The 18,808-nt window shown below is 65.2% G+C and carries 21 protein-coding genes; 11 read left to right on the plus strand and 10 right to left on the minus strand.

The window, feature by feature from the left end; translation table 11 throughout:
• Window position 1 precedes the first annotated feature (1 nt).
• Window positions 2–1,030 carry an AraC family transcriptional regulator gene (locus tag ABIA90_RS13650; RefSeq protein ID WP_071914173.1) on the minus strand — a complete coding sequence of 343 codons (1,029 nt, stop codon included), beginning with the start codon at window positions 1,028–1,030 and terminating at the stop codon, window positions 2–4.
• 147 nt (window positions 1,031–1,177) lie between these two features.
• On the opposite strand from ABIA90_RS13650, the gene ABIA90_RS13655 reads away from it, so the two are divergent.
• Genes ABIA90_RS13655 through ABIA90_RS13670 form a run of 4 tightly spaced genes read left to right on the plus strand, consistent with a single transcriptional unit; the run spans window position 1,178 to window position 6,855 of the window.
• Complete coding sequence (locus tag ABIA90_RS13655) at window positions 1,178–2,305, plus strand: isovaleryl-CoA dehydrogenase (RefSeq protein ID WP_155795611.1); 1,128 nt, start codon at window positions 1,178–1,180, stop codon at window positions 2,303–2,305.
• Between the two features lie 24 nt (window positions 2,306–2,329).
• A complete protein-coding gene (locus ABIA90_RS13660; RefSeq protein ID WP_071914169.1) occupies window positions 2,330–3,934 on the plus strand; it encodes a carboxyl transferase domain-containing protein in 1,605 nt (534 codons plus the stop codon).
• A 4-nt stretch (window positions 3,935–3,938) separates the two neighbouring features.
• Window positions 3,939–5,942: an acetyl/propionyl/methylcrotonyl-CoA carboxylase subunit alpha gene (locus tag ABIA90_RS13665; RefSeq protein WP_071914167.1), complete on the plus strand. Its 2,004-nt coding sequence runs from the start codon at window positions 3,939–3,941 to the stop codon at window positions 5,940–5,942.
• 1 nt (window position 5,943) lies between these two features.
• Window positions 5,944–6,855 carry a hydroxymethylglutaryl-CoA lyase gene (locus ABIA90_RS13670; protein WP_354118345.1) on the plus strand — a complete coding sequence of 304 codons (912 nt, stop codon included), beginning with the start codon at window positions 5,944–5,946 and terminating at the stop codon, window positions 6,853–6,855.
• 96 nt (window positions 6,856–6,951) lie between these two features.
• On the opposite strand, the gene ABIA90_RS13675 is transcribed toward ABIA90_RS13670, so the two are convergent.
• The 4 genes from ABIA90_RS13675 to ABIA90_RS13690 form a co-directional block, all read right to left on the minus strand.
• A complete protein-coding gene (locus tag ABIA90_RS13675) occupies window positions 6,952–7,878 on the minus strand; it encodes a dihydrodipicolinate synthase family protein (RefSeq protein WP_354118344.1) in 927 nt (308 codons plus the stop codon).
• Window positions 7,879–7,951: 73 nt separating this feature from the next.
• A complete protein-coding gene (locus ABIA90_RS13680; protein ID WP_038936090.1) occupies window positions 7,952–8,935 on the minus strand; it encodes a TRAP transporter substrate-binding protein in 984 nt (327 codons plus the stop codon).
• 24 nt (window positions 8,936–8,959) lie between these two features.
• Window positions 8,960–10,225, minus strand: a complete 1,266-nt coding sequence (locus ABIA90_RS13685; protein ID WP_063983439.1) for a TRAP transporter large permease — start codon at window positions 10,223–10,225, stop codon at window positions 8,960–8,962.
• The gene (locus ABIA90_RS13690) at window positions 10,225–10,833 is read right to left on the minus strand and encodes a TRAP transporter small permease (protein WP_354118384.1); all 609 of its coding nucleotides are present in this window, start codon (window positions 10,831–10,833) and stop codon (window positions 10,225–10,227) included. The genes ABIA90_RS13685 and ABIA90_RS13690 overlap by 1 nt, the downstream gene beginning before the upstream one ends.
• 231 nt (window positions 10,834–11,064) lie before the next feature.
• Here ABIA90_RS13690 and ABIA90_RS13695 point away from each other — a divergent pair, with 231 nt between their 5' ends.
• A complete protein-coding gene (locus ABIA90_RS13695) occupies window positions 11,065–11,757 on the plus strand; it encodes a GntR family transcriptional regulator (protein WP_354118343.1) in 693 nt (230 codons plus the stop codon).
• A gap of 121 nt (window positions 11,758–11,878) precedes the next feature.
• On the opposite strand, the gene ABIA90_RS13700 is transcribed toward ABIA90_RS13695, so the two are convergent.
• From ABIA90_RS13700 to ABIA90_RS13710, 3 genes are read right to left on the minus strand one after another with little or no spacing between them, the layout of a single operon-like run.
• Complete coding sequence (locus ABIA90_RS13700; RefSeq protein ID WP_354118342.1) at window positions 11,879–13,237, minus strand: TRAP transporter large permease; 1,359 nt, start codon at window positions 13,235–13,237, stop codon at window positions 11,879–11,881.
• On the minus strand, window positions 13,234–13,788 hold the full coding sequence (locus ABIA90_RS13705) for a TRAP transporter small permease (protein ID WP_063983436.1): 555 nt from the start codon (window positions 13,786–13,788) through the stop codon (window positions 13,234–13,236). Before ABIA90_RS13705 ends, ABIA90_RS13700 begins: the two co-directional genes overlap by 4 nt.
• Entirely contained in the window at window positions 13,785–14,807 is a 1,023-nt protein-coding gene (locus tag ABIA90_RS13710) for a TRAP transporter substrate-binding protein (RefSeq protein WP_063983435.1), read from the minus strand. The genes ABIA90_RS13705 and ABIA90_RS13710 overlap by 4 nt, the downstream gene beginning before the upstream one ends.
• Window positions 14,808–15,104: 297 nt before the next feature.
• Here ABIA90_RS13710 and ABIA90_RS13715 point away from each other — a divergent pair, with 297 nt between their 5' ends.
• Window positions 15,105–15,347 (plus strand): pentapeptide MXKDX repeat protein, encoded by a 243-nt coding sequence (locus tag ABIA90_RS13715; protein ID WP_028150975.1) that lies wholly within the window; start codon window positions 15,105–15,107, stop codon window positions 15,345–15,347.
• 137 nt (window positions 15,348–15,484) lie between these two features.
• Here ABIA90_RS13715 and ABIA90_RS13720 read toward each other — a convergent pair whose 3' ends face one another.
• The gene (locus tag ABIA90_RS13720) at window positions 15,485–15,832 is read right to left on the minus strand and encodes a DUF6481 family protein (protein ID WP_071914157.1); all 348 of its coding nucleotides are present in this window, start codon (window positions 15,830–15,832) and stop codon (window positions 15,485–15,487) included.
• 263 nt (window positions 15,833–16,095) lie between these two features.
• On the opposite strand from ABIA90_RS13720, the gene ABIA90_RS13725 reads away from it, so the two are divergent.
• The 3 genes from ABIA90_RS13725 to ABIA90_RS13735 all read left to right on the plus strand — a co-directional run bounded on the left by ABIA90_RS13725 (window position 16,096) and on the right by ABIA90_RS13735 (window position 17,586).
• Window positions 16,096–16,323: a hypothetical protein gene (locus ABIA90_RS13725; RefSeq protein WP_028150973.1), complete on the plus strand. Its 228-nt coding sequence runs from the start codon at window positions 16,096–16,098 to the stop codon at window positions 16,321–16,323.
• A gap of 70 nt (window positions 16,324–16,393) precedes the next feature.
• On the plus strand, window positions 16,394–16,630 hold the full coding sequence (locus ABIA90_RS13730; RefSeq protein WP_085401256.1) for a hypothetical protein: 237 nt from the start codon (window positions 16,394–16,396) through the stop codon (window positions 16,628–16,630).
• Window positions 16,631–16,803: 173 nt separating this feature from the next.
• Window positions 16,804–17,586, plus strand: coding sequence for a hypothetical protein (locus ABIA90_RS13735; protein ID WP_354118341.1), 783 nt, complete (start codon window positions 16,804–16,806; stop codon window positions 17,584–17,586).
• A 100-nt stretch (window positions 17,587–17,686) separates the two neighbouring features.
• Here the strand turns inward: ABIA90_RS13735 and ABIA90_RS13740 are convergent, their stop codons facing one another.
• Entirely contained in the window at window positions 17,687–17,845 is a 159-nt protein-coding gene (locus ABIA90_RS13740; RefSeq protein WP_028161343.1) for a hypothetical protein, read from the minus strand.
• A gap of 188 nt (window positions 17,846–18,033) precedes the next feature.
• On the opposite strand from ABIA90_RS13740, the gene ABIA90_RS13745 reads away from it, so the two are divergent.
• Entirely contained in the window at window positions 18,034–18,186 is a 153-nt protein-coding gene (locus ABIA90_RS13745; RefSeq protein ID WP_014495428.1) for a hypothetical protein, read from the plus strand.
• Window positions 18,187–18,453: 267 nt separating this feature from the next.
• Window positions 18,454–18,672, plus strand: a complete 219-nt coding sequence (locus ABIA90_RS13750; protein WP_166341428.1) for a hypothetical protein — start codon at window positions 18,454–18,456, stop codon at window positions 18,670–18,672.
• The last annotated feature ends 136 nt before the right edge of the window (window positions 18,673–18,808 follow it).

Below are 18,808 nucleotides of genomic sequence, written 5' to 3' on the forward strand. Positions count from 1 at the left end.
CTCAGCGATAGCGCTCGCGAAATTCGCGCGGGCTAGCGCCGGTCCAGGTGCGGAAGGCGCGCGAAAAGCTCTTCTCGTTGCGGAAGCCGGCGATCTCCGCGATCCGCTTGATGGGGGCGCGGCCGCGCATCAGCTCCTGCTTGGCGAGCTCGAACTTTGCCTCTTCCTTGAGGTCGCGCAGCGAGGTCGCTTCCTCGCGCAGGCGCCGGTGCATGGTGCGGGTCGAGAGCGCCAACTCGCTTGCGACATCCTCGGCGCCGAGAATGCGCCCGCGTGCATTGCGCAGCACGCGGCGGACGCGCTCGACCAGCAGCCGGTCGCGCCGGTAGGGCAGCACGGTGAGCCGCAGCGCGCCCTTGAGCATGCTGTCGAGATCGGCGGGGCTGCGGGTCAGCGGCAGAGAGAGATAATGCTTGTCGAACACGATGCGGGCGCCGTCCGCACCAAAGCTCAAATGCCTGCAGAAGATCGTCGGATAGACCGAGACGTGGCCCGGCTCGGAATAGGGAAACTCGGCCGCACGCAGCGCGATCGCGGAATCGACGGCCCAGCAGGAGAAGCCGAGAACATAGCGGAGCAGGGTGACCAGGCAGAATTCACGCAAGGGGCCGAGGTCGCGCTGTTCGCGAATGGAGATCGTCGCGGTCTCATCACCAAGCGAGAGCTCGAACAGCACGTCCTCGGTCAGCAGGCGATGATGCCGGCACCAGCGTTTTAGCGCGACTTCGAGATTGGGGGCCGTGATCGAGGCGCGGCACAGCATACCGTAGGTTCCCCAAGGCAGCCGGCGCGAGAACCAGCCAAGCGCTTCGTCGTCGAGCTCGCGCATGGCATGGCCGGCCAGCGCCTCGAACTGGGCCGCCGTCACCCGTCCGTCGCGGGATCGAACGAGGTCCGCGGTGACCTGCCCCTTGCCCAAGGCTTCGGCCGGATCCCGCCCGTAACGGGCATAAGCGGCAACCACGCCGCGGACGAAGGCGGCTGGGGTCATGGCGCGGCGGGGCGTCGCGGTCGCGGCTTGAAAGGGCATGAAAAATCCTCGCCAAACTTGGCGGAAAATGCAACCTTTTCGACCGCTGGGACGCCCGGGCGGGGGTAGGTTCGGACCCGACAAGAATACGGAGGAATCGCCTTGAACATCCCGAGCATCGATTTCGATCTGGGCGAAGACATCAGCATGCTGCGCGACACGCTGCGCGCCTTCGTGGAGGCGGAGATCGCCCCGCGCGCCGCCGAGATCGAGAAGGCCAATCTGTTCCCGGCCGACCTCTGGAAGCGCTTTGGCGACCTCGGCCTGCTCGGCATGACCGCGCCGGAGCAATATGGCGGCTCCAGCATGGGCTATCTCGCTCATATCGTCGCCATGGAGGAGATTTCGCGGGGCTCGGCCGCCGTGGGGCTGTCCTACGGCGCCCATTCCAACCTCTGCGTCAACCAGATCCGCCGTAACGGCAACGACGCGCAGCGTGCGCGCTATCTGCCAAAACTGATCTCCGGCGAATATGTCGGCGCGCTCGCGATGTCCGAGCCCGGCGCGGGCTCCGACGTCGTCTCGATGAAGCTGCGCGCCGACAAGCGCGGCGACCGCTACGCCCTCAACGGCTCCAAGATGTGGATCACCAATGGTGGCGACGCCGACGTGCTGGTCGTCTATGCCAAGACCGATCCGGAGGCGGGCCCGCGCGGCATGACCGCGTTCCTGGTCGAGAAGGGCTTCAAGGGTTTCACCCACGGCCAGCATCTCGACAAGCTCGGCATGCGCGGCTCCAACACCTATCCGCTGTTCTTCGACGAGTGCGAGGTGCCGGAAGAGAACGTGCTCGGCAAGGTCGGCGAGGGCGTCAAGGTGCTGATGTCCGGCCTCGATTACGAGCGCACGGTGCTGTCGGGCGGCCCGCTCGGCATCATGGCGGCCTGCATGGACGCCGTGGTGCCCTACATGCATGAACGAAAACAGTTCGGCCAGCCGATCGGCGACTTCCAGCTGATGCAGGGCAAGCTCGCCGACATGTATGCGACCTGGCAGTCGGCGCGCGCCTATGTCTATGCGGTCGGGCGCGCCTGCGACCGCGCCGATCACGCCCGCACGCTGCGCAAGGATGCGGCGGCCGCGATCCTCTATTCCGCGGAGAAGGCGACGTGGATGGCCGGCGAGGCGATCCAGGCGCTTGGCGGCGTCGGCTACACCTCCGAATTCCCGGTCGGACGTCTCTGGCGCGACGCAAAACTCTACGAGATCGGCGCCGGCACCTCGGAGGTGCGTCGCATGCTGATCGGCCGCGAGCTGATGTCCGAGACGGCCTGAAACCTTCACCTCATTGGAATCAACATGCCGCTCCATTCCAGCATCGATACGTCTTCATCAGACTTTGCGCGCAATTCCGAGGCCATGCGCGGGCTTGTCGCGGACTTGCGCGAAAAACTGAGCCAGGTCGCCGGCGGCGGCGGCGAGGTCTCGCGCAACCGCCACACCTCGCGCGGCAAGATGCTGGCGCGCGAGCGCGTCGACCTGCTGGTCGATCCCGGCACCTCGTTCATGGAGCTGTCGCCGCTGGCGGCGTACGGCCTCTATGGCGGTGACGTGCATTCGGCGAGCGTCATCACCGGCGTCGGGCGCATCTCGGGCCGCGAATGCGTGATCGTCGCCAACGACGCCACCATCAAGGGCGGCACTTACTATCCGATGACGGTGAAGAAGCATCTGCGCGCGCAGGACGTGGCGCGGCAGAACAATCTTCCCTGCGTCTACATGGTCGATTCCGGCGGCGCCTTCCTGCCGCTTCAGGATGAGATCTTTCCGGACGAGCGCCATTTCGGTCGCATCTTCTACAACCAGGCCCAGATGTCGTCGCAGGGCATCCCGCAGATCGCGATCGTGATGGGCTCCTGCACCGCCGGCGGCGCCTATGTCCCCGCGATGTCGGACGAGAGCATCATCGTGCGCAACCAGGGCACCATCTTCCTCGGCGGCCCGCCGCTGGTGAAGGCCGCGACCGGCGAGGTGGTGAGTGCCGAGGAGCTCGGCGGCGCCGACGTGCATTCGCGGCAATCGGGCGTGACCGACCACTACGCCCAGAACGACGCCCATGCGATCGGCATCGCCCGGCGCATCGTCGGCACGCTGAAGCCATCGGTGCGGCCGAACCTCAACATGCACAAGCCGCGCGATCCGCTGTTTGCGGCCGAAGAGATCTACGGCGTGGTGCCGGTCGACGGCCGAAAGCCGTTCGACGTCCGTGACATCATCGCCCGCATCGTCGACGGCTCGGAGTTCGACGAGTTCAAGAAACTCTACGGCACGACGCTGGTCTGCGGCTTCGCCCATGTCTGGGGCTATCCGGTCGGCATCATCGCCAACAACGGCATTCTCTTCAGCGAGAGCTCGCTGAAGGGGGCGCATTTCATCGAGCTGTGCTGCCAGCGCGGCATTCCCTTGGTGTTCCTGCAGAACATCACGGGCTTCATGGTCGGCAAGAAGTACGAGGCCGGCGGCATCGCGCGCGACGGCGCCAAGCTCGTCACGGCGGTGGCGACCGCCTCGGTGCCAAAATTCACGGTCGTGATCGGCGGCTCCTACGGCGCCGGCAATTACGGCATGTGCGGCCGCGCCTACTCGCCGCGCTTCCTGTGGATGTGGCCGAACGCGCGCATCTCGGTGATGGGCGGCGAGCAGGCCTCGATGGTGCTGAGCCAGGTCCGGCGCGACAATATCGAGGCCAAGGGCGATAGCTGGTCGAAGGAAGAGGAAGACAAGTTCCGCGAGCCCATCCGCGCGCAATATGAGAGCCAGGGGCATCCGTATTACGCGACCGCGCGCCTGTGGGACGACGGCGTGATCGACCCGGCCGACACCCGCCTCGTGCTCGGCCTCGGCCTCTCGGCGGCGTCGAATGCGCCGATCGAGCCTACGAAATTCGGCCTGTTCAGGATGTGATGCGATGGACCGTTCAATGCTCTACCGGCGTTTTCGCACGCTCCTGATTGCCAACCGCGGCGAGATCGCCTGCCGCGTCATCCGCACCGCGCGAGCCATGGGCCTGCGCACGGTCGCGGTCTATTCCGAGGCCGACCGCGACGCGATGCATGTCGCGCTCGCGGATGAGGCTGTGCTGCTCGGTCCGGCGCGGGCGCGCGACAGCTACCTCAGTGTCGAGCGGCTGATCGAGGCCGCGCGAAAGACCGGCGCGGAAGCCGTGCATCCCGGCTACGGTTTCCTGTCCGAAAATGCCGAGTTCGCGCGGGCGTGCCTGGAGGCGGGCCTGGTGTTCGTCGGCCCGACCGCCGCGATGATGACGGCGATGGGCTCGAAGTCCGGCTCCAAGGAGCTGATGGAGAAGGCCGGCGTGCCGCTGGTGCCCGGCTATCACGGCGAGGCCCAGGACGACGCGACGCTTTCGAAGGCCGCGGACAAGATCGGCTTCCCGATCCTGGTGAAGGCGTCCGCCGGTGGTGGCGGCCGCGGCATGCGCATCGTGCGCTCGGCGGACGAGCTTGGGCCGGCGATCGTCAGCGCCAAGCGCGAGGCCAAGGCCGCGTTCGGCGACGACCGCATGCTGATCGAAAAATATGTCGACAATCCCCGTCACATCGAGGTGCAGATCATCGGCGACAGCCACGGCAATCTGCTGTCGCTGTTCGAGCGCGAATGCACGTTGCAGCGCCGGCACCAGAAGGTGATCGAGGAGGCGCCGTCGCCGACGCTCAATCCCGCCCAGCGCGAGACCGTCTGCGCCGCCGCGCGAAAGGCGGCGGGCGCGGTGAACTATGTCGGTGCCGGTACGATCGAGTTCGTCTCCGACGGCAAGGACGTGTTCTTCATCGAGATGAATACGCGTCTCCAGGTCGAGCATCCCGTGACCGAGCTGATCACCGGCATCGATCTCGTCGAATGGCAGCTGCGCGTCGCCTTCGGCGAGGCGCTGCCGCTGAAGCAGGACGAGATCCGCCTCAATGGCCATGCGGTCGAGGCGCGCGTCTACGCGGAAAACCCGACCAAGAACTTCATGCCGTCGGTCGGCAGGATCTCGACCTGGCGCTTGCCGGCGGAAACCGGCGGCCTGCGCATCGACGCCGGCTATCGCGAAGGCGATACGGTCTCGCCCTATTACGATGCCATGCTCGCAAAAATGATAGCGTGGGCGCCGACGCGGGACGTCGCGATCGAACGGCTGAATCGCGGGCTGCAAGAGTCCGACGTCCGCGGCATCGTCACCAACATCCCGTTCCTGTCGGCGCTGATGACGCATCCGAAGGTGCGGACCAATGCGATCGACACCGGCTTCATCGAGCGCGAGCTGGCGGGCCTAACGCAGGCCCCGCCGGCACCTGGCGAGATCGAGCTGTGCGCAGCAGTCGCCGCTGTTATCAACGACGAGCGGCAGGCCGCGCAAGACGAGGCGAGTTCGCCCTGGCAGACCTTTGGCTGGATGCCGGTCGGCCGCCGCCAGCGCAGCTTTGCCTTCCGCGTCGGCCATGGACCTGAACAGAAGATCACGCTGAACTACGGCAGCGGCCCGTCGACGCTGGTGACTGGCGAGCGCGAGTTGGCGTTCACGATCGCGCCGCGTGACGGCGGCTTCGATCTGACGCTCGACGGCGTCAAATCGCAGGTCGCAGCCGTGATCGACGGTCACGAGCTCTATTTGCGCACACGCAACGGCCGCTTCGACCTGCATTGGGTCGATCCGTTCGGCGGCGAGAGCGAAGAGCATGTCGGAGAGGACAAGATCGCGGCGCCGCTGCCGGGCACCGTCGTCGCCGTGCTGGCCGAGGAGGGCGCCACGCTCGACAAGGGCGCGCCGATTCTCACCCTGGAAGTGATGAAGATGGAGCAGACGCTGCGCGCGCCCTACGCCGGCGTGCTGAAATCGATCAAATGCAAGGTCGGAGACATCGTCCAGGAGGGCGTCGAGCTCGCCGTGGTCGAGCCATCGGGAGAGTGAGATGAGCGACCCCGTCCGCATCATCGAAATGGGGCCGCGCGACGGCCTCCAGAACGAGAAGACGCCCGTCAGCGTCGAGGCCCGCATCGCCTTCATCGAGGCGCTCGTAGCCGCTGGCCTCACCACGGTCGAGGTCGGCGCCTTCGTCTCGCCCAAGGCGATCCCGCAAATGGCGAGCTCGGACGCCGTGCTGCGCGGCGTCAGCCACGTCAAGGGCGCCGAATTCCACGTGCTGGTGCCGAACGAGAAGGGCTATGACGCCGCGCGCGCTGCGGGCGCGCAAGTCGTCTCCGTGTTCGCGGCGGCCTCGGAAGGCTTTTCGCGCGCCAATATCAACTGCACGGTCGCGGAGTCCATCGAGCGCTTCAAGCCGGTGCTGGCGCGCGCCAAGGCGGATGGTGTCAGGGTCCGCGGCTATATCTCCTGCGTGCTGGGCTGCCCGTTCGACGGCGAGATCAAGTCGAAGGCGGTCGCCGATCTCGCCAACACGCTGTGGGAGCTCGGCTGCTACGAGATCTCGCTTGGCGACACCATCGGCGTCGGCACGCCTGATAAGGCCAAGGAGATGCTGCGCGCGGTTAGCGCCAATATCCCGCCGGCAAAACTCGCGATGCATTTCCATGACACCTACGGCCAGGCACTCGCCAATCTCTATGCCGGCCTGGAGGAGGGCGTCCGCGTCATCGATGCCGCCGCCGGCGGCCTTGGCGGCTGCCCCTACGCGCCGGGCGCGACCGGTAACGTCGCGACCGAGGACGTCGTGTACATGCTCGAAGGCATGGGCATCAGGACCGGCGTCGACATGGACAAGCTGCTGGCGGCCACGAACGAGATGAGCGGCGTGCTGGGCAAGCCGCCCGTGAGCCGTGTGGCATCCGCGCTGAACGCGAAGAAGAAGCGGGCGGGTTCGTAGGGTGGGCAAAGGCGCGAAGCGCCGTGCCCACCATCTTTCGCAATCATCGGCAAATGGTGGGCACGCTTCGCTTTGTCCACCCTACGAGACCTTTGCTTAGGCCGCCTTCAGCCCGACATCCGGCAGGAGCGGCCGGTTCTTGAGCGCCTTGGCCATCATCGCCTCGACCTCGGCCTTTTCCTGCGGCAGCAGCGCGAGGCGGGGCGGGCGGGTCAGCGCGGTTCCGCGGCCCATGATGTTCTCGCACAGCTTGATGCACTGGACGAGGTCGGGGCGCGCGTCCAGGTGCAGCAGCGGCATGAACCATTCGTAGATCGGCATGGCCTCGACAAAGCGGCCGGCCTTGGCTAGGCGAAACAGCGTCTCGCCCTCGCGCGGGAAGGCGTTCGACATGCCGGAGACCCAGCCCACCGCGCCCATGGCGATGCTCTCGACGATGACGTCGTCGAGCCCTGCGAACAGCACGAAGCGGTCACCGACCATATTCCTGGTGTCGATGAAGCGCCGCGTGTCGCCCGAGGAATCCTTGAAGCAGACCACGGTCTCGACGTCGGCGAGCGAGGCCAGGATGTCGGGGGTGACGTCGTTCTTGTAGATCGGCGGATTGTTGTAGAGCATCACCGGCAGGTCGGTCGCGCTGGCAACCGCGCGGAAATGCGCGGCGGTCTCGTGCGGCTTCGACGAATAAACCAGCGCCGGCATCACCATCACGCCGTCGATGCCGACGCGCGCGGCTTCCTTGGCGGTTTCGACCGCAAAGGCCGTGGTAAACTCGGCGATGCCGCATAGTACCGGCACGCGGCCTTTCGCGACGGATTTCGCCGTCTCCATGATCGCGACCTTCTCCTTGCGCTCCAGCGAGGTGTTCTCGCCGACCGAGCCGCAGACGATCAGGCCGGAGACGCCGTCGCGGATCAACCCGTCCATGACCTTGGCGGTCGCGTCGATGTCGAGCGAGAGATCGTCGTGGAATTGCGTGGTGACGGCCGGGAAGACGCCTTCCCAGGAAACGCGGTGGCTCATCAATTGACTCCAAGTGAGTTTGCCGACGGGGGGCTGGGGCCGCCGGCTGTGGTGAAGAGGATAGCGGATGGGATCAGAGCGTCGCGCCGACCTTGCGCAGCTCGGCGAGAACAGGTGCCTTGGGCAGCCAGATCTTGTCGAACTCGGCGATGACAGCCTCGGTGTCGCCGGGCGGGACCTGGCGGATCGGGATCGGCGCGTTCTTGAAATTCTCGATCAGCGCGGGCTCGTTGGAGGCCAACTCGTCGATCTGCGCGTCCAGCGTCGACTTCACCGTCTTGGCAATCAGCTCGCGGTCGGCTGCGGGGAGCGTCTGCCAGACCCGGCCGGAAACGACCGCGGCCATCGGCATGAAGACGGCGTTCATCTGCAGGATCACCTTCGAGACCTTGTCGAAGCGCTGGTTCCAGGAGAATTCGAGATCGGCCTCGAGGCCGTCGACCTGGCCGTTGGCCATGGCGTCGAACACCTGCGGCGTCGGGATCGGCGTCGGTGCGGCACCGAGCGACGAATAGAAATCGCGATAGACCGGCGTCGGGTTGATGCGCAGCTTCATGCCCTTGATGTCGGCGAGCGAGTTCAGGTCCTTGGACGAGAACACCGCGCGCATGCCGGTGATGCCCCAACCGAGGCCGATGGTGCCGGTCTCCTGCGGCAGCACATCGAATAGCTTCACGGCCGCCGGATGCCGCACGAATTTCGCGACCGCCGGCGTCGAGCGGACGATGTAGGGCGCATTGATCGCGGCGATGTGCGGCACGCGCGAGCCGAGCTCGGCGGCCTGGATGAAGCCCATGTCGAGCGCGCCGGACTGCAATTGCTGCATCATCGCGGGCTCGTTGCCGAGCTGACCGGAATGGAACACGGTCAGGGTGAGCCGGCCGTTGGTGGCCGCCTTGAGATCGTCGCCGAACTTGAGCGCCGCCTTGTTCCAGGAATGGCCGTTGGGCGTGATCAGGCCGAGGCGGAATTCCTTGGCCTGGGCAAGCGCCAGCGACGGTGCGAACACCGAGGCGGCGGCACTGGCAGCGAGAAATCGGCGGCGTGAAAGCGGCATGATCGGGCTTCCTTTTGAACGGGCCTATTTGATGAGGATCAGCGAGAGCGAGGGGTAGAGCGAGAGCAGCACCAGCAGGACGCAGGAGATGACGAAGAACGGCAGCGTCACCATGAACATCTTGCCGGGCTTGGCGCCGGTGACGGCGGCCGCGACGAAGAAGCAGAGCCCGACCGGCGGCGACAGCAGGCCGAGCACGAGATTGATCACGACGACCACGCCGAAATGCCGGGGATCGATGTGGTAGACGTCGGTTGCGACCGGCAGCAGGATCGGCACCGTCATGATCAGGCCGGGAATGCCGTCGATGACCGTGCCGATGATCAGCAGGATGACGTTGCAGATCAGCATGAAGCTGACCGGGTCCTTGGCGGCGGACTGGATCCAGCCGGCGGTTTCCTGCGGCACCTTGCCGAAGATCAGCACCCAGGAGAACACCGCCGCGGCCGCCACCAGGAACAGCACGATCGCCGAATAGATGGCGCTGCGCAGCATCATCTGCGGCAACTGCGAGAATTCGAATTCCCTGGTCCAGTATTTCCCGACGAGTGCGGCGGCGACCGCGCCGACCGCAGCGGATTCCGTCGCATTGGCGAGGCCACTGAGGATGGTGCCGACGATGACGATCGGGATCAGCAGGGTGGGTGACGTCCGCAGGATCGTCATGACGCGCTGGCGCGGCGTCTGATAATCCGCGCGGGGATAGTTGTAGACATATCCCATCAGCGCGATGACGAGGCAGAACATCACCGTGAGGATCACGCCCGGCACGATGCCGGCGATCAGCATGTCGCTGACCGAGACCTGCGCGAGCACGCTGTAGACGACGAACATCACCGACGGCGGAATGATCGGCCCGAGCATGCCGCCATAGGCGGTCAATCCCGCCGCGAAGGTCTTGTCGTAGCCCTTCTTCTCCATCTCCGGGACCATGATCTGCGCCATGATCGCGACCTGCGCGGTTGCGGAGCCCAGGATCGAGGAGATGAACATGTTGGCGAGGATGTTGACGTAGGCGAGCCCGCCCTTGAGTGAGCCGACGAAGGCCATCGCCATGTCGACGATGCGCCGCGTGATGCCGCCGCCGTTCATGATCTCTCCGATCAGGATGAACAGCGGAATGGCGATCAGGCCGTAGCTGTCGACGCCGCCGAACAGCTGGAGCGGATAGGACTGGAACAGCACCGGATTGCCGGATGCTGCGATGTAGACGAGGCCGGCGAGGCACAGGCAGAGGCCGATCGGCACGCCGACCAGCATGATCGCGACGAAGGCGGCTGACGTGATCATCAGTTGACCCCGTCGAGTTCGGTGAGCGCAAAGCCCTTCGGCGGCGTGCGCGCGACCAGTTCGAGATCTTCCAGCAGGTTGGCGAGGCCGTGGATGGTCATCGAGACCGCGAAGATCGGCAGCGTCAAATAGAGCACCCAGGTCGGCCAGTTCAGCGTCTGGGTGTGCTCGGTGTAGAGAAAGTTGAAGGTCTCGGCCGCGAGCTTGCGCCCGTCGAAGCCGGCGCGCGCGAGACCAATCGGGTCCATCCAGAGCACGCAGGTCACGATCAGTGCGATTCCGAACACGACGACCATGCCGGTCGAGATCACCTTTGCGATCTTCTGGTGCCGCGGCGAAAGACGCTCCGTCAGCATGGTGACCGCGAAATCGAGCCGCAGCCGCGTCATCGCGGAGGCGCCGACAAAGGTCAGCCAGACCACGCAATAGACCGCGGATTCATCGATCCAGTAGATCGGGAAGCGCGCGTAGCGGGTGACGACGTTCACCAGGATCAGGCCGGTGAGCAGGTACATCAGGCCCATCAGCGCGACGCGCTCGACGGCGAGCAGGGCACTGGACGCGCGGACGACCATGCGTCGAACGCTGAATGCGCGCGTGGCCGGCATCGTCTGCTCGATCATGAAAGAGGCCCCGACCCCTGAGAAATCTCGTGCTATCGGCAAATGTATAATTTATACATTTTGCGTGTCAAACGGAGATTGCGGTCATTTCGGCGGCAGGACGCGCTTTTGCTGGGCACTGGCTTTTGCCGGGCCGCACACTTTTGCTGGGCCGCGCAACATGCAAGAGAGAGACCGCTTCGGCCGGATGAGTCGGGAAGGACAACAGAAGGTCAGATGAAACAGCCTCTGAAGCATCGCACGCTGTCGGCCGCGATCGTCGACCAGCTCAGGCAGGCGATCCTCGACGGCACCTATCCGGCCGGATCGCAGCTACGGCAGGACGCACTTGGCGAGGCCTATGGCGTCAGCCGCATCCCGGTGCGCGAAGCGCTATTCCAGCTCGAGGCCGAAGGACTGGTGCGCATCGTCCCGCAGAAGGGCGCGATCGTCTCGGAGCTGTCGCTGGACGAGATCAACGACGTGTTCGATCTGCGCCGGATTTTGGAGCCGCGCCTCCTGGCGCAATCGGCGCCGCGTTTCACCGCCGATGATTTCGAAGGGCTCGACGACATCCACAAGCAGTTCGAGAAGGCGATCAAGGCGCGCAACGTCAGCGAATGGGGGCAGCTCAACGCCGACTTCCACATGGCGCTCTATGTTCACGCCCCGCAGCCGCGTACGCGCGCGATCGTGCTGTCGCTGCTCCAGACCAGCGACCGCTACACGCGCCTCCAACTCTCCAACACCAAGGCGATGGGAACAGCCGAGAAGGAGCACGCCCATCTGATCGCGTTATGCCGTGCGGAGAAGGTCGAGGGGGCCTGCCGGTTCCTGGAGCGGCACATCGAGGCCGTGCGCAAGGATCTGTTGCAGGTGGTGGCCGGCAGCACGATCGCGCCGAAGTCACGGCGGAAGGATAAATCGTAGAGTGGGTTAGCTCGTAGGGTGGGCAAAGCGAAGCGTGCCCACCACTTTTATCGAGATCGCGGAGAGGTGGTGGGCACGGCGCTGCGCGCCTTTGCCCACCCTACGACAGTTGCGATTGCCTCTACCTGCTCCCGTCCGGCCCCATCACCAGGTCCGGCAGGCCGGTCGAGATTCCTGGGAAGAAGCACAGCAGCAGCACCGCGAGCATCATCAGCAGCACGAAGGGCAGGGTGCCCCAGATCACCTCGCGCAGGGGAATGTCCGGCGCGACGTTGCGGATGACGAAGATGTTGAGGCCGACCGGTGGATGGATCAGCCCCATCTCCATCACGATGGTCATGACTACGCCGAACCAGATGATGTCGAAATTGGCGGCGCGGAGCGGCGGCAGGATGATCGGCGCGGTCATGAGAATAATGGAGACCGGCGGCAGGAAGAAGCCGAGCACGACGATCATGACGAGGATCGCGAACAGCAGCTCCCAGCGCGGCAGGTGCATCGCGACGATGGATTCGGCGACCGATTGCGAGATGTGCAGATAGCTCATCACGTAGGAATAGAGCAGCGACATGCCGATGATCATCATCAGCATGGTCGATTCCCGGATCGTCGACTTCAAGATCGGGGCGAGGTCGCTCGGCCGCCACACGCTGTAGATCGCCGCGATCAGCGCCAGCGCGAGCAGGCCGCCGAGGCCGGCGGTTTCCGACGGCGTCGCGTAGCCGCCATAGAGCGCGATCATGACGCCGGTGAGCAGCAGCACGAAGGGGATTACACGCGGCAGCACGCTGAAGCGTTCGGCCAGCGTGTATTCGTCGCGGGCCAGGATGGCAGCCTCAGGCCCGCCTTTCTCAAAGATCGCCTGCGCCGCGGCATATTCCTGGCGGAAGCGGATCACCGCATAGGCGCCGAACAGGGACACCAGCAGCAGGCCGGGCCCGATGCCGGCGAGGAAGAGACGGCCGAGCGATTTTTCCGCGGCGACCGCGAACAGGATCATCGTGATCGAGGGCGGCAGCAGAATGCCGAGCGTGCCGCCGGCCGCGATGATGCCGGCGGCAAATCCGCCGGAATAGCCGCGCTTGCGCATCTCGGGGATGCCGGCCGATCCGATCGCCGAGCAGGTCGCGGGGCTGGAGCCCGCCATCGCCGCAAACAGCGCACAGGCGAACACGTTGGCGACGCCGAGGCCGCCGGGGACGCGATGCAGCCAGGCATGGAGGGCCGAATAGAGATCCTGGCCGGCGCGCGATTTGCCGATCGCGGCGCCCTTCAGGATGAAGAGCGGGATCGACAGCAGCGTGATCGAGGCCATTTCCTCGTAGACGTTCTGCGTCACCGTATCCAGGGACGCGGCCGGCATGTAGATGCCCATGAACACGACCGCGACCGCGCCGAGCGCGAACGCGATCGGCATGCCTGAAAACATCACGACCAGCGTCGCGATACCGTAGGCGAGGCCGATACCGAAAACGCTCATGGACGCCTGGCTCCTGCGAAAGGCAGCGCAAGCTGCACGAGGATCTGGATGCAGAGCAGGCTCATCCCGAGCGCCATCAGCGAATAGGGAATGGCGAGCGGCGGCGACCACATCGAGTTCGAGACCTGGCCGTCGACATAGGCTTCATGGGTCAGCGTCCAGGACTTCCAGGCGAAAAAGGCGCAGAACAGGAACGTCGCGGCATCGACCAGCCAGAGCCTGATCCGGTTCGCGAGCGGCGACAGCAGGCCGACAAAGGCCTCGATGCCGATATGGCCGCGGTTCTGCTGCACATAGGCCGCCGTCATGAAGGTGGCGCCGACCAGGAGGAATACGGCGGCCTCGTCCTGCCAGTAATTGGCGGCCTTGAACAGAGCGCGGCTGAGCACGCTGTAGCTCAGGATGGCGCAGGCCGCGATCAGCGCGATCGCTGCGAACACGACGATGATGGTGTTGAGGACGGCGAGACCGCGATCGATCGCCGCCGCAAGGCCGGTCCCTGCGGCAGCGTTCGCCTGGTCGTCACGATCCGGAAGCGGACCGTGGCTCATGCGCCGACGTCGGAGGCGAGCTTGAGCAGGTTGGCGGCGGTCGCGGTCTTGGCGCCGTAATCCTTCCACGCGGTGTCGCGGGCGATGTCGCGCCATTTGCCGACGGTGGCGGCATCGAGCGCACTGACCTTGGCGCCGGCCTTCTCGTAGACCTTGGCGACCTCGACGTCGTCGTCCTGCGCGCCCTTGCGGCCGAAGGCTTCGAGCTCGGTGCCGACCGCGAGCAGGACGTCCTGCTGGTTCTTCGGCAGCTTGTCGAAGATCGCCTTCGACATCATCAGCGGCTCGAGCATGAACCAGTAGGAGGCACCCGCACCCGAGGTCAGCGACTTCGCGACCTCTTCGAGCCGGAACGAGATCAGGCTGGTCGAGGAGGTGATGCCGGCATCGCAGGCGCCGGTCTGCATCGCCGCGTAGATTTCGTTCGACGGCACCGAGAGCACCGAGGCGCCGGCGGTCTGGAGCACCATGTCCATCTCGCGCGAGCCGCCGCGCACCTTCATGCCCTTGGCATCTTCAGGGGCGACGATCGGTTTGGAGCGGCTGGCGACGCCGCCGGCCTGCCACACCCAGGTGAGCAGGATGATGCCCTTGTCGGCGAGGAAGTCAGTCAGCGCCTTGCCGACCGGCGCCTTCTTCCAGCGCATGCCCTGGTCGTAGGTGGTCACGAGGCCCGGCATCAGGCCGATATTGGTCTCCGGTAGCTCACCACCGGCGTAAGGCATCGGATAGAGGCTGATGTCGAGCGCGCCCTTGCGCATCGCGGAGAACTGCGCGTTGGTCTTGATCAGCGAGGAGTTCGGATAGATTTCTGCAGCGATGTCGCCTTTGCTGCGCTTGGCGACTTCAGCCGCGAACATGCGGCAGAGCCGGTCGCGGAAGTCGCCCTTGTCGATGGTCCCTCCCGGGAATTGATGCGAGATCTTCAGCGTGGTCGCGGCATGCGCGGTACCAGTGCCGAAGCGAAGAATGGCGGGTGCGGCGACGGCGGTCGCGATCAGATGACGGCGCGTGAGCATGGTGTATCCCCTTGGACGGCCCTTGGCCGGTTCTTGTTTGGTGTGAGGTGGGCTGGGTCCTTGAGACCAGCGCATAGGTCTATCCTAGCTGGTCTCTCACCCAATATTCTCTCATCTGATAGTTCGAGACCGAATGCCGGGGCAAGTGCCGGCCTTGCTGCAGTGCACACGGAACATCCTCGCCGCCGGCCCGCAGAAATTTTGTCAGTGGGCGCGTAACAACGCCAGCGGGCAATCCGTCGAGATCAGATAGCGGCGTCCGTCGCTGACAAACACCATCTCGAAGGGAAATCACTCATGACCATTCGCACCCGCATCGTGCTCGGCGTCTCGGCTGCCGCTCTGTCGCTTGGCCTCGCGCTGTCGCCGGCCGCTTTTGCCCAGGACAAGATGGGCAAGGACGACGGCATGATGAAGAAGGACACGATGTCCAAGGACGGCATGAAGAAGGACACCATGTCCAAGGACGACGGCATGAAGAAGGACCACATGTCGAAGGACGGGATGAAGAAAGACGACGGGATGATGAAGAAGAACTGATCTTCCGCCGTCGTCGCGGCGTCTGCGAAGGCAGACGCGCGCTTGGAAGTCCGAGGGCGGTCACATGGACCGCCCCCAGCGATGTTTCGGTTCAACTTCACTTGAACGCGACGTGAGTTGAACGTGACTTGCGAACGTTACTTCCGCTTGGCCTTTCGGGCAGCGTAGCGGGCGTCGCGCTTGGCCTTTTGCTCGGCCTCGACTTCAGCCTGCTTGGCGATCGCTTCTTCCGCTTCGCGGGCGATACGCGCGGCTTCGGCCGCTGCAGCTTCTTCCGCAATACGCTTCTGCTCGGCCTTCTCGGCTTCGCGCGCGGCCTTTGCCTCTGCGCGCTTGGCCGCGAGCGCCTCGCGCTCAGCACGACGTGCCGCCACCGCCGGATCATCCAGCCCGGGCTGCGACTTGAATTTGTTCAAAAGATTTTTGCGCGCTTCCTGCGCCGCCTTTTGCCGGTCTGAAAACCCGGGTTCCCTAAATCCACTCACGGGCCTTGCCTTCCTCGCTTTCAATCCTACATCGGTGACTGTTGGTACGTCGGCTGGGCATAGCAGGCACCACGCGACGCAGAAGCGTGTACATCGGCGCGCGTCGCGAAGCCACCCATAATCGCAGCCGATCAGGTAGACGAAAAATCGCCACCACCGACGATCTCTCGTAGCCCCGAAAAACTGCCGAATTGTGATGTCCTTCATAGAGGACCACACGGAGCGGCGCCTAGCGTCCGCCCGGTACGAGACGGAGCACGGGCATGATGATCTCAAGACTGAGCCCGAAGGCGCTCGCAATCGCCGTCGCGGTGGTCGCCTTGGCTGGCGTCGCACTGTTGCTCGCCCGCCCTAAGCCGATCGAAAGTGCCGTCCTCGGCGCGGATTGGGAATGCACCCAGACCGCATTCTTGCTGACGACCTGCGCACCTCGGGCCACTCCGGCGGTCGAAACCTCGCGCAAGGATGCGATCCGGCAGACCCGGGGCTGAACGATCGACCGGGATGTGACGCGACGTCGCAGAGGTGGTAAAGCCGGCTCACCCCTGCGATCGGCCAGTCATGTCCAAGTCTGAGTCCAAGCCCGAGTCCAAGCCCGAACCGGGCAAAAAGCCCAAATCCCTCGCAAAACCTCAATCCGGCGACAACCGTCGCGGCGCGATTGCCGGATTGATCATCGCGCTCGTGATCCTCGGTGTCGGCTGGTGGCTCGCCCGCGATCTCACCGCGGCCAGCAAGATGCAGGACTGCCTGATGTCGGGGCGGACCAACTGCAATGTGATCGAGCCGGCGCGCTAGAACGGTTCCGCCGCGCCCCCAGGGCCGAAAATTGCCGTGATCTTAATCATTTGTAACGGGACTTAGCCGACCAAAGCAGGTCAGTTATGTCCGCCGGCATCAGCCAGGCGCGAGGCGAATCGTCTATCGCGCTAGGCACCACGGCAATCGCGAGAGTAGGGGGTCAAGCACGCATGAGTGCGTCCAGCCGCATGAAGATCATTATTCCCTTGGTTTCGGCCATGTCCCTTGTCGCGCTTTCGGCGCAGGCACAGGACTCATTGCCGCCAAGACCCCAGGCCCAGCCGCCTGCGGGGCCCGGCGCCGGTGCGCCGCCCCAGAACAATCAGAACATGCGCAAGGGCCCCCCGCCGCAGCAGGCGGCCCGGCCCGCGCAACAGCCCGGCGGCCAACCCCACGCCGGCGGCCCCGGTCCCGGGCCGCACGGAGCAGGCGGCCCGCCGCCCGGACGCTATTACGCCAGGGGCCCCGCACCGGAGCGCGACTGGGGCGGACACGCCTATCGCGGCAATCGCGCCTGGGATGGTGGGCGCTGGCGCCACGAGGTCCGCAACGGCCGCTCCGGCTGGTGGTGGGACGTCGGCGGCGTCTGGTACTATTATCCGCAGCGGATGGCCGGCCCGCCGGCCTACATCTCCGAGGATTACTTCGACGACATGCCGGTGGGCTATGCTCCGGCGCCGCCTCCCGTCGCCTACGAACCGCCGCCGCCTCCGCCACCGGCTGATCCCGGCGCGAGCGCACTTGGCGGCGCCATCGTCGGCGGCGTGCTGGGCGGCCTGATCTCGGGCAACGCCTCGGGCGCGGCCGCGGGTGCCGTGATCGGCGGCGCCACCGGCGCGATCGCCGGCGCCACGGCTGCCTCGCGGCCCGGCTATTATTTCGCCCAGGGCAATTGCTACTACCGCTATCCGAGCGGCGAGTATGTGCAGGCCGATCCTCGCGCGTGTTACTGAGGCTTCAGGCAAGGTCTGAAACAAGGAGGCGGGCGCAGGCCCGCCTCCTTTTGTCTGGGCAACGTATTGCTTGCTGACGCGATACTGATCGCTTCGCGCGTCACACCAGCCAGTTGAAGAACGCGATCGCGGCCCAGACCAGGCCTGCGATCCAGGCCAGCATCACGATACCGATGGTGGCAAGAAACGTGGCGCCGAACAGGTCGGGCCTTGCGCGTCGTGTCGGGACGTGAGCCTCGGCTGCTGCTTCCTGTGTCATGATGGACCACCCATGCCCTCTCGCGGCGGTGCGAGCGGTTGAGTTCTGTTTAGCCGAGACGCCGGTTGCAGGCTGTGACGCACTTCACAGATGCGTCAGGGTGGGTTCGGACGACGCGAAGCCACCCCGCATTCATACGGACGAAATTGCCATCGGTCCGTCCATATCGGTCGGTTAGGTTCGGCCTCATGTGCCCCAAGTACGACCCACAGCACGAAGCCGAGGCGGCGATGAAGCGGGCCGCGGCGTCCGCCGACGGCGCCGACCGGCAGAGACTGATCCAGCTGGCTCTGGCTTGGCATCAGCTTGCCCGCGACCGGCGCGACGAGCAGACGGACTAATCGCATCCTCGGCGAGATCTCGCGTCAATGGCCGCCCGAGGTCGGGACGCTGGTTGGCCTGCATGAGAAAGCCCCGTGCTCGGGGGGACAAGCACGGGGCCCTTCAAAGCCGACCGGGGCTGGCGGGTCGGCACCACTCCATTTCGTTGCAGCCAACGTGCTGGTCGTGATCTCGTTCGCGGCGCTACGCATTTCGTCGCGCCGTGGTTCGCTGCGACTGACGTTGCGCGGTTAGGAACATCCGTTCCCCGTCGACGTTGGCCGGCTATGACAGACCCCGAATTGCGCGCGCAGTCTTTCGAGATCGCCTGGAAATATCTCGACCAATCCGGCCTGCTCACCGGTGAGCCCAATGATTCAGCCCGCTTCATCCTGAACAGGATCGACCGGTTGATGCTGCGCGGCGAGCGGCGCAGGCTGCTGCTGTCGAACGCCGCGATCGATGCGTACCGATTGCGGCCCGTGCTCGTGACCTTGGATGCATGAACGAACCGAGCCAGCGAAACGCGGCATTAATGAATGCGCGCTGCCGATTTTTGCGATGACGATTCGTGCTTTTGGAACGAAGCGGAGTCGGACCGTGAACAAAAGAAAGGCCGCTTAGGCGTCGGCTGATCTGGTG

The sequence above is a fragment of the Bradyrhizobium sp. LA6.8 genome, assembly GCF_040547935.1.
GTDB lineage: Bacteria > Pseudomonadota > Alphaproteobacteria > Rhizobiales > Xanthobacteraceae > Bradyrhizobium > Bradyrhizobium barranii.

Bases quoted from the DNA above. Each gene is read 5' to 3' on its own strand.
- ABIA90_RS13650 (WP_071914173.1), bottom strand. From the start codon at position 1,030: ATGCCCTTTCAAGCCGCGACCGCGACGCCCCGCCGCGCCATGACCCCA.
- ABIA90_RS13655 (WP_155795611.1), top strand. From the start codon at position 1,178: ATGCTGCGCGACACGCTGCGCGCCTTCGTGGAGGCGGAGATCGCCCCG.
- ABIA90_RS13660 (WP_071914169.1), top strand. From the start codon at position 2,330: ATGCCGCTCCATTCCAGCATCGATACGTCTTCATCAGACTTTGCGCGC.
- ABIA90_RS13665 (WP_071914167.1), top strand. From the start codon at position 3,939: ATGGACCGTTCAATGCTCTACCGGCGTTTTCGCACGCTCCTGATTGCC.
- ABIA90_RS13670 (WP_354118345.1), top strand. From the start codon at position 5,944: ATGAGCGACCCCGTCCGCATCATCGAAATGGGGCCGCGCGACGGCCTC.
- ABIA90_RS13675 (WP_354118344.1), bottom strand. From the start codon at position 7,878: ATGAGCCACCGCGTTTCCTGGGAAGGCGTCTTCCCGGCCGTCACCACG.
- ABIA90_RS13680 (WP_038936090.1), bottom strand. From the start codon at position 8,935: ATGCCGCTTTCACGCCGCCGATTTCTCGCTGCCAGTGCCGCCGCCTCG.
- ABIA90_RS13685 (WP_063983439.1), bottom strand. From the start codon at position 10,225: ATGATCACGTCAGCCGCCTTCGTCGCGATCATGCTGGTCGGCGTGCCG.
- ABIA90_RS13690 (WP_354118384.1), bottom strand. From the start codon at position 10,833: ATGCCGGCCACGCGCGCATTCAGCGTTCGACGCATGGTCGTCCGCGCG.
- ABIA90_RS13695 (WP_354118343.1), top strand. From the start codon at position 11,065: ATGAAACAGCCTCTGAAGCATCGCACGCTGTCGGCCGCGATCGTCGAC.
- ABIA90_RS13700 (WP_354118342.1), bottom strand. From the start codon at position 13,237: ATGAGCGTTTTCGGTATCGGCCTCGCCTACGGTATCGCGACGCTGGTC.
- ABIA90_RS13705 (WP_063983436.1), bottom strand. From the start codon at position 13,788: ATGAGCCACGGTCCGCTTCCGGATCGTGACGACCAGGCGAACGCTGCC.
- ABIA90_RS13710 (WP_063983435.1), bottom strand. From the start codon at position 14,807: ATGCTCACGCGCCGTCATCTGATCGCGACCGCCGTCGCCGCACCCGCC.
- ABIA90_RS13715 (WP_028150975.1), top strand. From the start codon at position 15,105: ATGACCATTCGCACCCGCATCGTGCTCGGCGTCTCGGCTGCCGCTCTG.
- ABIA90_RS13725 (WP_028150973.1), top strand. From the start codon at position 16,096: ATGATGATCTCAAGACTGAGCCCGAAGGCGCTCGCAATCGCCGTCGCG.
- ABIA90_RS13730 (WP_085401256.1), top strand. From the start codon at position 16,394: ATGTCCAAGTCTGAGTCCAAGCCCGAGTCCAAGCCCGAACCGGGCAAA.
- ABIA90_RS13735 (WP_354118341.1), top strand. From the start codon at position 16,804: ATGAGTGCGTCCAGCCGCATGAAGATCATTATTCCCTTGGTTTCGGCC.
- ABIA90_RS13740 (WP_028161343.1), bottom strand. From the start codon at position 17,845: ATGACACAGGAAGCAGCAGCCGAGGCTCACGTCCCGACACGACGCGCA.
- ABIA90_RS13745 (WP_014495428.1), top strand. From the start codon at position 18,034: ATGTGCCCCAAGTACGACCCACAGCACGAAGCCGAGGCGGCGATGAAG.
- ABIA90_RS13750 (WP_166341428.1), top strand. From the start codon at position 18,454: ATGACAGACCCCGAATTGCGCGCGCAGTCTTTCGAGATCGCCTGGAAA.